At 75.4% G+C, this 16,038-nt stretch carries 2 protein-coding genes; both read right to left on the bottom strand.

Annotation, left to right across the window (positions count from 1 at the left end; all coding sequences use genetic code 11):
* Nucleotides 1-20 precede the first annotated feature (20 nt).
* Nucleotides 21-5,006 carry a type I polyketide synthase gene (locus ACFT41_RS18400; protein ID WP_377613926.1) on the bottom strand — a complete coding sequence of 1,662 codons (4,986 nt, stop codon included), beginning with the start codon at nt 5,004-5,006 and terminating at the stop codon, nt 21-23.
* 36 nt (nt 5,007-5,042) lie between these two features.
* On the bottom strand, nt 5,043-15,971 hold the full coding sequence (locus tag ACFT41_RS18395) for a type I polyketide synthase (RefSeq protein ID WP_377588630.1): 10,929 nt from the start codon (nt 15,969-15,971) through the stop codon (nt 5,043-5,045).
* Between the last annotated feature and the right edge of the window lie 67 nt (nt 15,972-16,038).

Here is a 16,038-nt window from a genome sequence, read left to right as displayed (position 1 = left end):
CGGGGGTGAGCCGGGGCGGGTCAGGAGATGCCGAGGTCCTTGTCCACCATCGCGAACAGTTCGTCGTCGGTGGCGTCGTCGAGGTGCCGGCCGATGTCGGCGCCGCCGGTGGCCTGGCCGAGGCGGGAGAGCATCGCCTGGAGGCGGACGGTGGCCCGCACCCGGGCCGCCTCGTCGCGCGCCACCACGTCGAGGCTGTCGGCGATCCGGTCGAGGTCGTCGAGGAGTACCGTCGGGGTGACCACGTCGTCGTGGGCGACCTCGGCGAAGAGGTACTCCGCCAGCGTCGTCGGGGTCGGGTAGTCGAAGACCAGCGTGACGGGCAGGGCGACGCCGGTGGCTGAGCCGAGCCGGTTGCGCAGCTCGACGGCGGTGACGGAGTCGAAGCCCAGCTCGCGGAACGCCCGGTGCTCGTCGACCGACTCGGCCGACGGGTAGTTGAGCACGGCGGCGACCTGACCGCGCACGAGGCCGAGCAGCACGGCGAGCCGGTCGGCGGCGGGCAGCCCGGCGAGCCGCTCCTGGAGCGAGTCGGGGCCGTCGCCGGTCTCCACCGTGGCGATCCGCTCGGTCGCCTGGAGCCGCCGCACGTCCGGCAGGTCGCTGATCAGCGGCCCGGGCCGGGTGGCGGTGAAGGCGACGGAGAACCGCTCCCAGGCGATGTCGGCGATGGTGAGGAACGCCTCGCCGTGGTCGACGGCCTGGTGCAGGGCGGCGATGGCCGCGTCGGGGGCCATCTCGGGTACGCCGTGGCGGTGCAGCAGCTCGCCGAGCGGCCCGTCAGCCATGCCGCCGCCGGCCCAGGCGCCCCAGGCGATGGAGGTGGCGGGCAGGCCGAGGCCGCGCCGATGCTGGGCGAGGGCGTCGAGGAACGCGTTGCTGGGCGCGTAGTTGCCGACGCCGGAGCTGGCGACGCTGCCGGCGAAGGAGGAGAACATGACGAACGCGGACAGGTCCAGGTCGAGGGTCAGCTCGTGCAGGTGGTACGCGACGTCGACCTTGGCCTGGAGCACCCGCTCGATCTGGTCCAGCCGGATGTCGTTGATCATGGCGTCGTCGAGGACGGCGGAGGCGTGCACGACCGTGGTGAGGGGCTGTTCGGCGGGGATCGCCTCGATCAGCGCGGCCAGGGCGTCGCGGTCGGCGGCGTCGCACTCGACGACGCTGGCCTGCGCGCCCAGCGCGGTGAGGTCGTCGACGAGCTGCTGCGCGCCGGGCGCGGCCATGCCCCGCCGGCTGGCGACGACGATGTTCTGCACGCCGCTGCGGGCCAGCCAGCGGGCGGCGTGCCCGCCGAGCGCGCCGGTGCCGCCGGTGACGAGCGCCGTCCCGTAGGGCTCCCACTTGTTGGCGGGCTGGCTGTCGCCCAGCGGCACCCGGGTGAGCCGGCGGGCGAGGAGACCGCCGGGGCGTACCGCGATCTGGTCCTCGTCGCCGGCGGCGGTGAGCGCCGCGACCAGCAGGCCGGCGCAGCGCTCGTCGACGGCCTCGGGCAGGTCGACGAGGCCGCCCCAGCGCTGCGGGTGTTCCAGGGCGGCGACCCGGCCGAAGCCCCAGACGAGGGCCTGGGTCGGGGAGCGCAGCAGGTCGGCGCGGCCGACGGAGGCGGCGCCGGAGGTGACGGCCCACATGGGGGCGCGCAGGCCGACGTCGCCGAGCGCCTGGAACAGCGCGACGGTGGCGGCGAAGCCGCCGGGCACGGACGGGTGCAGCGGGTGGACCAGTTCGTCGAAGGCGAGCAGCGACACCACGCCGGTCACCTCGGCGGGCTCGTCGGTGCCGCCGCCGGCGGCGACCAGGGCCTCGCGCAGCAGCTTGCCGAGCAGGTCGCGGTCGGCGTCGGTGGTGGAGACGGGCACGGCGACGACGGTCGCGCCGGCCGCCGTGATCGCCTCGACGCAGGCGTCCTGCCAGGGCTCGACGATGTCGCCGGTGGGCAGGACCACGACCCAGGTGCCGGTCATGCCCCGGCTGGCGATGCCGGTCAGCGGCTTCCAGGTGTCCTGGTAGCGCCAGCTGTCGATGTCGGACTGCCGGCGGCGCTTGCGCCGCCACGAGGTGAGCAGCGGCAGGGCGGGGCCCAGCGCGTCGAGGGCCTCGTAGGCGGGGGTGTCGTCGGTGGCGACGGCCTCGGCGAGCGCGGTGAGGTCGCCGCGTTCCACGGCGGCCCAGAAGCCGGCGTCGTCGGGGTCGGCCGCGCCCTGGAGCAGCGCCTCCAGGTCGACGCCGCCGCTGCCGTCGAGCCAGAAGCGCTGGTGGTCGAACGCGTACGTGGGCAGCGGCACGGTGCCGGTCTCGGCGAGCACTCGCGTCAGGTCGACGGGCAGGCCGATCGCGTGCGCGCTGGCCAGATTCGTCAGCAGCCGCGTCGGGTCGTCGTCACCCCGCCGCAAGCTACCCAGGATGTGCCCGGTGACGCCCTCGTCGTCGAGAATCGCCGTCACCGGCATCGTCAACACCGGATGCGGGCTGACCTCCACGAACGTCGTGTGGCCGGCCGCCACGGCGACGCGGATCGCCGCGTCGAACTGGACGGTCTGCCGCAGGTTGTCGTACCAGTAGTCGGCGGTCATCGACGCCGGGTCGACCCAGTCGCCGGTCAGCGTCGAGACGAGGCGGGTGTGGCCGGGCTGCGGGGCGACGTCGGCCAGGTCGGCGCGCAGCCGCTCGGCGACGTCTTGCACCGACGGCGAGTGCGACGCGTAGTCCACCGGGATCAACCGCGCCCGCACCCCGTCGGCCTGGCAGGCGTCGACCAGGTCGGCGACGGGCTGCGGCGGCCCGGACACGACCACGGTGCCGGGACCGTTGACGGCTGCCACGCCGACGCCCGGGAAGCCGGACAGGCGGGCGGTCACCGCGTCGGCGGACAGGTCGACCGACGCCATGGTGCCGGTGCCCCGCAGCACGGCGAGGGCCCGCGAGCGCAGGGCGACGGTCTTCGCCGCGTCGGCCAGCGACAGAATTCCCGCCACACACGCCGCACCGATCTCACCCTGCGAATGACCCACCACCGCGTCCGGGACGACGCCGGCCGCGCGCCAGACGGCGGCGAGGGCGACACCGACGGCCCACAGCACCGGCTGCACCACCTCCACCCGGTCCAGCCACGACTCGTCATCCCCGGTAAGCACGGAGACCAGGCCCACGTCCAGGTGGGGGGCGAGGGCCCCCTGACACTCGGCCAGCTTCCCGTCGAACACCGGCGTACGGCCGACCAGACCAGCCGCCATCCCCGCCGACTGCGCACCCTGACCGGGGAAGACGAAGACGGGTCCGGCGCCGGAGCCGGTGACCGTGCCGGTGACCAGGTTGCCGGCTGGCTGGCCGGCGGCGAGGGCGTCGAGCCCGGCCAGCAGTTCCCCGGCGTCCGCGCCGACCACGGCGGCGCGGTGGTCGAACGTCGACCGGGTGGTGGCCAGGGACCAGCCGACCGCCGCCGGGGCGAGGTCGCCGTGTTCCCGCACGTGGGCGGCGAGCCGGGCGGCCTGGCCGGCGAGGGCGGCCCTCGACCGGGCGGACACGGGCCACACCGTCACGTCCGAGTCGACGAGGACGGGCGCGACGGCGGCGGCCTCCGCTTCCTGGTCCACGCCTTCGGCGGCGTCCGGGGCGGCGACCTGCGGCCGGTACTCCTCCAGGATCACGTGGGCGTTGGTGCCGCTGACACCGAACGAGGAGACGCCGCCGCGCCGGGGGCGGTCCAGCTCGGGCCACGGCCTGGCCTCGGTGAGCAGCGACACCGTCCCGGCGGACCAGTCGACGTGCTTCGACGGCTCGTCGACGTGCAGGGTCTCCGGCATGACGCCGTTGCGCAGCGCCATCACCATCTTGACCATGCCGGCGACGCCGGCGGCGCTCTGGGTGTGGCCGATGTTGGACTTCACCGAACCCAGCCAGAGCGGCCGGTCGGCGGGGCGGTCCTGCCCGTACGTGGCGATGAGCGCCTGCGCCTCGATGGGGTCGCCGAGAACGGTGCCGGTGCCGTGCGCCTCCACCACGTCGATGTCGGCGGGGCCGAGCCGGGCGTTGGCGAGGGCGGCCCGGATGACCCGCTGCTGGGAGGGCCCGTTGGGGGCGGTGAGGCCGTTGGACGCGCCGTCCTGGTTGAGGGCGCTGCCCCGGATCACGGCGAGGACGGGGTGGCCGTTGCGTTCGGCGTCGGCGAGCCGTTCGACGACGAGCACGCCGCCGCCCTCGCCCCAGCCGGTGCCGTCCGCGCCGGCCGCGAACGCCTTGCACCGGCCGTCGACGGACATGCCGCGCTGCCGGGAGAAGATGACGAAGACGCCGGGGGTGGCCATGACGGTGACGCCGCCGGCGATGGCGAGGTCGCACTCGCCGCGGCGCAGCGCGTTCACGGCCAGGTGCAGGGCGACCAGCGACGACGAGCAGGCGGTGTCGACGGTGACGGCGGGGCCGTTGAGGCCGAGGGTGAAGGAGATCCGGCCGGACGCGACGCTGGTGGTGTTGCCGGTGCCGAGGTACATGTCGACGCCCTCGGGGACGTTCGGCAGGCCCATGCCGTAGTTGGAGGTGCTCACGCCGACGAAGACACCGGTGGAGCTGCCGCGCAGCTCCACCGGGTCGATGCCGGCCCGCTCGACGGCCTCCCACGAGGTCTCCAGCAGCAGCCGCTGCTGCGGGTCCATCGCAAGGGCCTCGCGCGGCGAGATGCCGAACAGGGTCGGGTCGAACGCCCCGGCGTCGTCGAGGAACCCGCCGACGCGCGTGCAGCTCTTGCCCGGCTTGTTCGGGTCCGGGTCGTAGAGGGACTCCAGGTCCCAGCCCCGGTCTGCCGGGAACTCGGTGAGGGCGTCCCGGCCGTCGGCGACGACCTCCCACAGGTCCTCGGGTGACCGCACGCCGCCGGGGAACCGGCAGCTCATCGAGACGATGGCGAGGGGTTCGGTATCGCGGGCCTCGACGGTCTGGAGCTTGCGCTTCGTGTCGTGCAGGTCGGCGGTCACCCGCTTGAGGAAGTACCGCAGCTTGTCGTCGCTCATCGGGTCGCACCTGCCTCGATCCGGAAGTCGGTCATCTCAGGAGATTCCAAACTCTTTGCTGATGAAGTCGAAGATCTCGTCGTCACTGGCCGCGTCGAGATCGGGCCGGTCCTGCTCGGGGTCGGGACCGGCGGCGAGGTCGGACGCCTTGGCGAGCAGGTCCCGCACGCGGGCGGTGAACCGGTCCCGGGCCGCCGGGTCGAGCGGGATCGTGGTGAGCAGGCTCTCCACGGTGTCGATGCCGGAGAAGATGGGCTGGGTGGAGGGTGCCGCCTCGGCGGCGATGTCGCCGGCCAGCCGCTCGGCGAGCGCGGTCGGCGTCGGATAGTCGAAGACCAGCGTCGCCGGCAGCCGCAGCCCGGACAGGGCGTTGAGCCGGTTGCGCAGGTCGACGGCGGTGAGCGAGTCGAAACCCAGGTCGGTGAAGAGCCGGCCCGGGTCGATGGCGTCGCTACCGGCGTGGCCGAGGACGGCGGCGATGTTCGCCCGGACCACGTCGAGCACGACCTTGAGCCGTTCGGGGCCGGCCAGGCCGGCGAGCCGCTGGGTGAGCGGCACCCCGCCGGTGCGGGCGCCGGCGTCGACCGAGCGCCGCATCGGCGCCCGGACCAGGGCCCGCAGCAGCGGCGCGAGGGCGCCCGCCTCGGCTTGGGCGCGCAGCGCCGGCACGTCCAGTCGCATCGGTACGACCGCCGCCGCGTCGAGCCGCCACGCCGCGTCGAAGAGGTCCAGCGCCTGCCCGGTGGCCAGGCCCGCAGCGCCCTGCTCGGCGATGCGCCGCACGTCGGCGTCGCCGAGGTGGCCTGTCATGCCGCTGGCCTGCTCCCACAGGCCCCAGGCAAGGGAGATGCCGGGCAGCCCCCGGGCCCGCCGGTGCGCGGCGAGCGCGTCGAGGAACGCGTTGGCCGCCGCGTAGTTGGCCTGGCCGGCGCTGCCCAGCGTGGCCGCCGCCGAGGAGAACAGCACGAACGCGGCGAGGTCCGGGCCGGCGGTGAGCCGGTGCAGGTGCCACGCCGCGTCGATCTTCGGCACGGCCACCGCGTCGACGCGTTCCGGGGTCATCGACTCCAGCACCCCGTCGTCGAGGACACCGGCGGCATGCACGACGGCGGTGAGCGGGTGCGCGGCGGGCACCCCGGCCAGCAGCGCCGCGAGGGCGTCCGGGTCGGCGGCGTCGCAGGCGGCGACGGTCACCTCCGTACCGGCCTCGGCCAGCTCGGCGACGAGGTCGCCGATGCCGTCGGCCGCCGCGCCGCGCCGCCCGGCCAGCAGCAGGTGCCGCACGCCGTGGGTGGTGGCCAGGTGCCGGGCCAGGAGCCGGCCCAGCACGCCGGTGCCGCCGGTGATCAGCACGGTGCCGTCGGGGTCGACGCCGCCGGGCAGCGGCTCCACCCCGGCGGGGACCCGGCCGAGGCGTGGCGTGCGCACCTGACCGGCCCGCACCGCGAGCTGCGGCTCGCCGGAGCCCATCGCGGGGGCCAACGCGGCGGCGCTGGCCGGGTCGGCGTCGAGGTCGACCAGTTGCAGCCGGCCGGGGTGTTCGAGCTGGGCGGTGCGCAGCAGGCCCCACACCGGGGCCTGGCGCAGGTCGATCGACGGCTGCTCGCCCGCCGCGACCGCGTCGCGGGTGACCAGCACCAGCCGGGACCCGGCGAACCGGTCGTCGGCGAGCCAGGTCCGCACCGCCGCGAGGGTACGGTGCGTCGTGGCCCGCGCCTGCGCGGCGAGCGCCGGGTCCTCGTCGTCCCCGCCGCCGCCGACCGCGACGATCACCGCCTCGGGCGCGGGTTCGCCCCCGGCGAGCAGGTCGCCGAGCGAGTCCAGGTCGACGTCGCTGCGTACCCGCGCGCCCGCCGACTCGCAGGCGGCGCTGAGGGTCAGGTCGTCGCCGCCGAGCACCACCCAGCGGGTGGCCGCCGGCACGGGGCCGGTGGGCACGGGCAGCACCGGCCAGTCCACCTGGAACAGCGACTCGTGCCGGCCGGAGCGGGCCGCGCCGAGGGAGTCGCCGGAGACCCGGCGCATGATCAGCGATTCGGCGTGCAGCACCGGCGCGCCGGTGGCGTCGGCCACCTGGAAGGCGACGCCGACCTCGCCGGCCGCGCTGACCCGGACCCGCAGGGCGGTGGCCCCGGCGGCGAGCAGGGACACCCCGGTCCAGGCGAACGGCAGCCGGGGCACGGTCGCGTCGGCGCCGTCGCCCATCCGGCCGAGGAAGCCGCCGATCGACATGGCCTGCAACGCGCCGTCCAGCAGCGCCGGGTGCACCCCGAACCGGCCCGCCTCGGCGTGGTGGTCGGCGGGCAGTTCCACCTCGGCGAACACCTCGTCACCCCGGGTCCAGGCGGCACGCAGGCCGCGGAACGCCGGGCCGTAGCCGAAGACGGTCGCCTCGATGCCGGAGTAGAAGTCGTCGTTGTCGACGCGGGTCGCGCCGGGCGGCGGCCACACCCCGAGGTCGAAGGCGGGCGGGTCGGTCGGGGCCGGGGCGAGCAGGCCGGTGGCGTGGCAGGTCCAGGCCACGTCGGCGAGGATCTCGTCGGAGCCGTCCCGGTACGGGCGGGAGTGCAGCTGCACCGCGCGGCGGCCGTCGTCGTCGCGTTCACCCACGGTGAGCTGCACCTGGAGGGAGCCCAGCTCGGGCAGGACGAGCGGGGCGAGCAGGGTCAGCTCGTCCACCCTCGGGCAGCCGGCCTGCTCGCCGGCGTACGTCGCCAGCTCCACGAACGCGGTGCCGGGCAGCAGGATGTTGTCCATCACCCGGTGCTCGCCGAGCCACGGGTGGGTACGCACCGACAGCCGGCCGGTGAACACCATCCGCTCGCTGTCGGGGAAGGTGAGGGTGGCGCTGAGCAGCGGGTGCCCGGCGTCCTGGAGGCCTGCGGAGGCGACGTCCTGCGCCCGGTGCACGGGCGGCTCCACCCAGAACCGCTGGTGGTCGAACGCGTACGTGGGCAGCGGCACGGTGCCGGTCTCGGCGAGCACTCGCGTCAGGTCGACGGGCAGGCCGATCGCGTACGCGCTGGCCAGATTCGTCAGCAGCCGCGTCGGGTCGTCGTCACCCCGCCGCAGGCTACCCAGGATGTGCCCGGCGACGCCCGCGTCGTCGAGAATCGCCGACACCGGCATCGTCAACACCGGATGCGGACTGACCTCCACGAACGTCGTGTGGCCGGCCGCCACGGCGACGCGGATCGCCGCGTCGAACTGCACCGTCTGCCGCAGATTGTCGTACCAGTAGTCCGCAGTCATCGACGCCGGGTCGACCCAGCCACCCGTCAACGTCGACACCAGACGGGTATGGCCGGCCTGGGGCGCGACGTCGGCCAGATCGGCACGCAGCCGCTCCGCCACATCCTGCACCGACGGCGAATGCGACGCATAATCCACCGGAATCAACCGCGCCCGCACCCCGTCCGCCTGACACGCATCCACCAGATCCGCCACCGACTCCGGCGGACCCGACACCACCACCGTCAACGGACCATTCACCGCCGCCACACCCACACCCGGAAACCCGTGGAGCCGCTCCCTGACCACGTCGACCGACAGATCCACCGACGCCATCGCCCCACTACCCCGCAACACCGCCAACGCCCGCGACCGCAACGCCACCGTCCGCGCCGCATCCTCCAGCGACAGAATCCCCGCCACACACGCCGCACCGATCTCACCCTGCGAATGACCCACCACCGCGTCCGGGACGACGCCGGCCGCGCGCCAGACGGCGGCGAGGGCGACACCGACGGCCCACAGCACCGGCTGCACCACCTCCACCCGGTCCAGCCACGACTCGTCATCCCCGGTAAGCACGGAGACCAGGTCCACGTCCAGGTGGGGGGCGAGGGCCCCCTGACACTCGGCCAGCTTCCCGTCGAACACCGGCGTACGGCCGACCAGACCAGCCGCCATCCCCGCCGACTGCGCACCCTGACCCGGAAACACGAACACCGGACCGGACCCGTGCCCCGAAGCCACACCGCTGACCACGTTGCCCGCCGGAGAGCCGGACGCCAGAGCATCCAGACCGGCGAGCAGCTCGTCCACGCTCGACCCGACGACCGACGCCCGGTGGTCGAACGTGGTGCGGGTGGTGGCGAGGGACCAACCGACCGCCGCCGGGTCCACGTCCCCGTGCTCCCGCACGTACGCGGCCAACCGGGCGGCCTGCCCGGCGAGGGCGGCCCGCGACCGCGCCGACACCGGCCACACCGCCACGTCAGCGGCGACCAGGCCCGGCGAGCAGGCCCCGGCCGACGCGGCCGGCTCGTCGCCCTGTTCGAGGATGACGTGGGCGTTGGTGCCGGAAATGCCGAACGACGACACCGCCGCCCGACGCGGCCGGTCCACCACCGGCCACGGGGTCGCCTCCGTCACCAGCTCCACCGCACCCGCCGACCAGTCGATGTGCGGCGACGGCTCATCCACGTGCAGCGTCGCCGGCACCACCCCGTGCCGCATCGCCTGCACCACCTTGATCACCCCCGCCACACCCGCCGCCGCCTGCGCATGCCCGATGTTCGACTTGATCGACCCCAACAGCAGCGGCGTCTCCCGACCCTGCCCATACGTGGCCAGCAACGCCTGCGCCTCGATCGGATCACCGAGCGTCGTGCCCGTGCCGTGCGCCTCCACCACATCCACGTCCACAGTGGACAACTGTGCGGTGGCCAGGGCCTGCCGGATCACCCGCTGCTGCGACGGACCGTTCGGCGCCGTCAACCCGTTCGACGCGCCGTCGGAGTTGACGGCGGTGCCGCGTACCACGGCGAGCACGTGCCGGCCCTGCCGGCGGGCGGCGGAGAGCCGCTGCACGAGGAGCATCCCGACGCCCTCGGACCAGCCCGTCCCGTCCGCCGACGCGGCGAACGACTTGCACCGGCCGTCGGCGGCCAGCCCGCGCTGGCGGGAGAACTCGACGAACGCGGTCGGGGTGGCCATCACCATCACACCGCCGGCGAGGGCCATCTCGCACTCGCCGCGCCGCAGCGCCTGCCCGGCCCAGTGCAGGGCGACCAGCGACGACGAGCAGGCGGTGTCGAGGGAGACCGCCGGCCCCTCCAGGCCGAACGTGTACGCCACCCGACCGGAGATGACGCTGCTGGTCATCCCGGTCAACATGTAGCCCTCGGCGGCCTCCGGCGAGTATGCGAGCAGGGTGCCGTAGTCCTGGCCGCTGGTGCCGACGAACACGCCGGTGCTGCTGCCCCGCACCGTGGCCGGGTCGATGCCGGCGCTTTCAAAGGACTCCCAGGTGGTCTCCAGCAGCAGCCGCTGCTGCGGGTCCATGGCGAGGGCCTCGCGGGGGCTGATGCCGAAGAAGCCGGGGTCGAACCGGTCGACGCCACGCAGGAACCCGCCGCCCCGGGCGTAGAAGGTGCCGCTGGCGTCGGGGTCGGGGCTGTAGAGGGCGTCGAGGTCCCAGCCCCGGTCGGTGGGCAGGTCGGTGACCGCGTCGACGCCGTCGGCGACGAGCCGCCACAGGTCGTCGGGGGACCACACGCCGCCGGGGAGCCGGCACGCCATGCCGATGATGGCGAGGGGCTCGTCGTCGCCGACCGCCACGGCGGTGGTGGCGGGCCGCACGGGCACCGGCGTGCCGGCGATCTCCGTGCCGAGGTGGGCCGCGAGGTCGGCCGGGGTGGGGTAGTCGAAGACGAGGGTGGCGGGCAGCCGCATCCCGAACGCGTTGTTGAGGCGGTTGCGCATCTCGACGGCGGTGAGCGAGTCGAAGCCGAACTCGCTGAACGCCCGGCGGGGCTCGATCGCGGCCGGGTCGGGGTAGCCGAGCACGGCGGCGGCCTGGCCCCGGACGATCTCCACGAGGGCGGCGACCCGGTCGGCGTCGCCGAGCGCGGCGAGCTGCTGGACCAGGGACGCGCCGGTGGTCGCGGCGGCGGCGCGGGCGGGGGTGCGGATCAGGGCCCGGTACAGCGGCGGGATGCTGCCCCCGGCGAACTGCACCTTCATCGCGGCGAGGTCGAGGCGGGCGGGGACGAGGGCGGCGTCGGAGCGGCGGCAGGCGGCGTCGAAGAGGGCCAGCCCTTCCTCGGCCTCCATGGCGGCGACGCCGGAGCGGGAGATCCGGTTGAGGTGGACGTCGTCCAGCTCGGTGGTCATGCCGCTGCGGTCGGCCCACAGGCCCCAGGCGAGGGTGAGTGCGGCTAGGCCGCGCGCCTTGCGGTGCTGGGCGAGGCCGTCGAGGAACGCGTTGGCGGCGGCGTAGTTGCCCTGGCCGGGGCCGCCGGCGGTGGCGGCGAGCGACGAGTACGAGACGAACGCCTTCAGGTCGAGGCCGGCGGTCAGCTCGTGCAGGTGCCAGGCGGCGTCGACCTTGGGCCGCAGCACGCCGTCCATCCGCTCGGGGGTGAGCGAGGAGATGACGCCGTCGTCGCGTACCCCGGCGGCGTGGACGACGGCGGTGAGCGGGTGCGCGGCGGGGATGGCGGCGAGCAGGCCGGCGACGGCGTCCCGGTCGGCGACGTCGCAGGCGGCGGCGGTGACGGTCGCGCCGAGCCCGGCCAGTTCGGCGCAGAGCTCGGGGATTCCGGCGGCGGCCCGGCCGCGCCGACTGGTGAGGACGAGGTGCCGGACGCCGTGGACGGTGACGAGGTGCCGGGCCATGAGCTGCCCGAGGGTGCCGGTGGCACCGGTGACGAGCACGGTCCCGTCGCCGTCGAACGGGGCGGCGGGCGGCTCGGCGGGGGCCGGCACGCGGGTGAGCCGGGCCCCGGCGGCGACGCCGGAGCGGATCACGACCTGCGGCTCGTCGGTGCCGACGGCCGGGACCAGGGCGGCGGCACAGCCGGCCGGGTCGTCGACGTCGACCAGCTGGAGCCGGTCGGGGTTCTCCGACTGCGCGGAGCGGACCAGGCCGATGACGGCCGCGCCGGCCAGGTCGGTCAGGTCGGCGGCGGCGGTGGCGACGGCGCCCCGGGTGAGCACGACGAGCCGGGAGGTGGCGTACCGGTCGTCGGCGAGGAACCGCTGCAACACGTCGAGCGCCCGGTGGGTGACCTCGGCGACGGCCCGGGGCACGTCGTCGCTGGCCGGCGGGTCGAGGAACGGCACGACCAGCACGCCGGGCGCGTCCGTGCCGGCGTCCAGCGCGGCGGTCAGGCCCGCCAGGTCGGGGTACGCGGCGACGGCCGTCCCGGTGGCGGCGAGCGCGTCGGCGAGGCCGGGGGCGGCGCCGACGACCGCCCAGCCCGTGGCCGACGGGGCGGCGGCCAGGGCGAGCGGGGCCCACTCGATGCGGTACAGCGACTCGGTGCCGCCGGAGGCGACGCGGAGCTGGTCGGCGGAGACGGGCCGCAGCACGAGGGAGCCGACGGAGATGATCGGCGCGCCGTCGACGTCGGCGAGCAGCAGGGAGACGCTGTCGGTGCCGGTGTGCGAGACGCGGACCCGGGCTGCCGCCGCGCCGGCCGCGTGCAGGGCGACGTCGTTCCAGGAGAACGGCAGCCGACCGTAGCCGGGCGGCACGTCCGCGCCGGACGCCTCGCCGGTCGCGGTGGTGAGGCCGAGGGTGTGCAGGGCGGCGTCGAGCAGCGCCGGGTGCAGGCCGTACCCGCCGGCTTCGGCGGCCGGGGTCTCCGGCAGGGCCAGCTCGGCGAAGAGGTCGTCGCCGCGCCGCCAGGCGGAGCGCAGCGCGATGAAGGACGGGCCGTAGTCGTAGCCCTGGGCGGCGAGGTTGAGGTACAGGTCGTCGGTGGGGACCTCGACGGCGCCCGGGGGCGGCCAGGCGGTCAGGTCGGACCAGCCGGGCGGGCCGCTCGGGGTGGCCGGGCCGCCGGCGAGTACGCCGCTGGCGTTGCGGGTCCAGGCCCGCTCGCCGCCGTCCTCGGCCGGTTCGCCGTCGGCGGCGGAGTGCAGGGAGACGGACCGGCAGCCGGTGTCGTCGGCGGGGCCGATCCACAGTTGGATGTCGACGCCGCCGGTCTCCGGCAGGATCAGCGGCGACTCCAGGGTCAGCTCGCGGACGTGGTCCGCGCCGACGTGCGCGCCGGCCTGGAGGGCCAGCTCGACGAAGCCGGTGCCGGGCAGCAGCACGGTATCGAAGACGACGTGGTCACAGATCCACGGGTGGGTACGCCGGGCGAGCCGCCCGGTGAACAGGAAGCCCTCGGCGTGGGCGACGCCGACGGCCGCGCCGAGCAGGGGGTGCTGGGCGGGGCGCAGCCCGACGGCGGTGACGTCGCCGGTCCACCCGGCACCCGCCTCGGGCCAGTACCGCTGGTGCTGGAACGCGTACGTGGGCAGGTCGACCCGGGTGGCACCGGTGCCGGCGAACCACGGCCGCCAGTCCACTCCGACGCCGTGCACGTGCAGCTCGGCGAGGGCGGCGAGCAGGGCGTCCGCCTCCGGCCGGTCCCTGCGTCCGGCGGCGACGGCGAGCACGCCCTCGGCGTCGGGCAGGACGTCGGCGGTCAGCGCGGTGAGCACGCTGGACGGCCCGATCTCCAGGTACGTGTCCGCGCCGGCGGCGCGCAGGGCGGCGATCCCGTCGGCGTAGCGGACGGCCTCGCGGACGTGCCGCACCCAGTAGTCGGCGGTGCGCAGGTCGTCGCCGCCGGCGAGGGCCCCGGTCACGTTCGACACCACCGGCAACGCGGGCTCGGCGAAGGTGAGCGTCGCCAGCACCGCCCGGAACTCGGCGAGCATCGGCTCCATCAGGGGGCTGTGGAACGCGTGACTCACGGTGAGCCGGCGGGTGCGCACGCCGCGTTCACGCCACGCCCCATCGATCTCGTCGACGGCCTCGACGGCACCGGAGACGACGACGGAGGTGGGGCCGTTGACGGCGGCGATTCCGACGTCGGCGCGACCGTGCAGGGACTCGGCCACGTCGGCCTCGGCCGCGTTGACGGCGAGCATCCCGCCGCCGGCCGGCAGCGCCTGCATGAGCCGACCCCGGGCGGCCACGAGCTGACACGCGTCGGCGAGGGTCAGCACCCCGGCGACGTGCGCGGCGGTGATCTCCCCGACCGAGTGCCCGCCGACGAAGTCCGGGGTGACCCCGAACGACTCCACGAGACGGAACAACGCCACCTCGACCGCGAACAGGCCCGCCTGCGTGAACACCGTCTGGTCCAGCAGCTCGGCCTCGGCGGAGCCCTCCGCCGCGAACAGCACCGGCTTGAGTGGCTGCGGCAGCAGCGGATCCAGGTGACCGCACACCTCGTCCAGGGCGGTGGCGAAACCCGGGAACGTGCCGGACAACTGCCGGCCCATGCCGGTGCGCTGGGCGCCCTGACCGGAGAAGAGCACCGCGAGCGGACCCCGGTCGGCGGCCCGGCCCACCACCGCGCCCGAAGGGTCCCCGGCCGCGAGGGCCCGCAGGCCGGCGACGACGTCGGCGCGGCCGGTGGCGGCCACGACGGCCCGGTGGTCCAGGGTGGAGCGGCCGGTGACCGACGAGAAGGCGACGTCGAGGGGGCGCAGGTCGGCGTCGGCTCCCAGCCGGGCGGCCCAGCGGCCGGCCTGGGCGGCGAGCGCGGCGGCGTCGCGGGCCGACACCACCACCGGTACGACCGGCCGGTCCACCGGCGGCGCCGCGTCGGCCGGGGCGGGCTCGGTGGCCGGGGCCTGCTCGACGATGACGTGCGCGTTGGTGCCGGACACCCCGAACGACGACACCGCCGACCGGCGGGGCCGCGCGACGGCGGGCCACGGGGTGGCCTCGGTGACCAGCTCGACGGAGCCGGCGTCCCAGTCGACCTGGGGGGTGGGTGCGTCGACGTGCAGGGTGGGCGGTACGACGCCGTGCCGCATCGCCAGCACCATCTTGATCAGACCGGCGACGCCGGCGGCGGCCTGCGCGTGCCCGAGGTTGGACTTGATCGAGCCGAGCAGCAGTGGCGCGGCATCGCCCCGGTCCTGCCCGTACGTGGCCAGCAGCGCCTGCGCCTCGATCGGGTCGCCGAGGCGGGTGCCGGTGCCGTGCGCCTCCACCACGTCGACGCCGCCGGCGGCGAGGCCGGCGTTGGCGAGGGCCTGCTGGATCACCCGCTGCTGCGACGGCCCGTTGGGGGCGCTCAGCCCGTTGGACGCGCCGTCCTGGTTGACGGCGCTGCCCCGCACCACGGCGAGGATGGGGTGGCCGTTGCGCTGCGCGTCGGAGAGCCGCTCCAGCAGCAGCACGCCGACACCCTCGGACCAGCCGGTGCCGTCGGCGGCGGCGGCGAACGCCTTGCACCGGCCGTCGGCGGCCAGGCCGCGCTGCCGGGAGAACTCGACGAACGCGGCCGGGGTGCACATGGCGGTGACCCCGGCGACGACGGCGAGGGTGCACTCCCGCTGCCGCAGGGCCTGCCCGGCGAGGTGCAGGGCGACCAGGGAGGACGAGCAGGCGGTGTCGACGGTGACCGCCGGGCCCTCCAGGCCGAAGGTGTAGGAGATCCGGCCGGAGACGACGCTGCCGGCGTTGCCGGTCATCAGGTGCCCCTCCAGGCCCTGCGCGGCACCCATCAGCACGCCGCCGTAGTCCTGGCCGGTGGAGCCGGCGAAGACGCCGGTGCGGCTGCCGCGCAGCGAGTGCGGGTCGATGCCGGCCCGCTCGAAGACCTCCCACGAGGTCTCCAGCAGCCAGCGCTGCTGCGGGTCCATGGCCAGGGCCTCGCGGGGCGAGATCGCGAAGAAGCCCGGGTCGAAGTCCGCCAGGTCGTGGACGAAGCCGCCCTGCCGGGTGTACGAGGCGCCGGACCGCTCGCCGTCGGCGTCGTAGAGCGACCCCAGGTCCCAGCCCCGGTCGGCGGGGAAGTCGCCGACCACGTCCCGGCCGGACGCGACGACGTCCCACAGGTCCTCCGGCGACCGCACCCCGCCGGGGAAGCGGCAGCTCATGGAGACGATGGCGACCGGTTCCTGCTCGCCGGCCTCCACCTCGCGCAGGCGCTGCCGCACCTGGTGCAGGTCGGCGGTGACCCGCTTGAGGTAGTCGAGAAGCTTCGCCTCGTCAGCCATGGACCGCCCACTCCTTGTGTTGACCCGTCGACCCGTGTTGGCCCCTCGACCCGTGTTGGCCCCTCGA

It is taken from the genome of Micromonospora sp. NPDC057141 (assembly GCF_042670805.1).
Classification (GTDB): Bacteria; Actinomycetota; Actinomycetes; order Mycobacteriales; family Micromonosporaceae; genus Micromonospora.
Note: the sequence above shows the minus strand (reverse complement) of the source record. Positions and strands in the feature narration are given on the sequence as shown.

Excerpts from the sequence above, each read along its gene's own strand:
- ACFT41_RS18395 (WP_377588630.1), bottom strand. The coding sequence starts at position 15,971 with ATGGCTGACGAGGCGAAGCTTCTCGACTACCTCAAGCGGGTCACCGCC.
- ACFT41_RS18400 (WP_377613926.1), bottom strand. The coding sequence starts at position 5,006 with ATGAGCGACGACAAGCTGCGGTACTTCCTCAAGCGGGTGACCGCCGAC.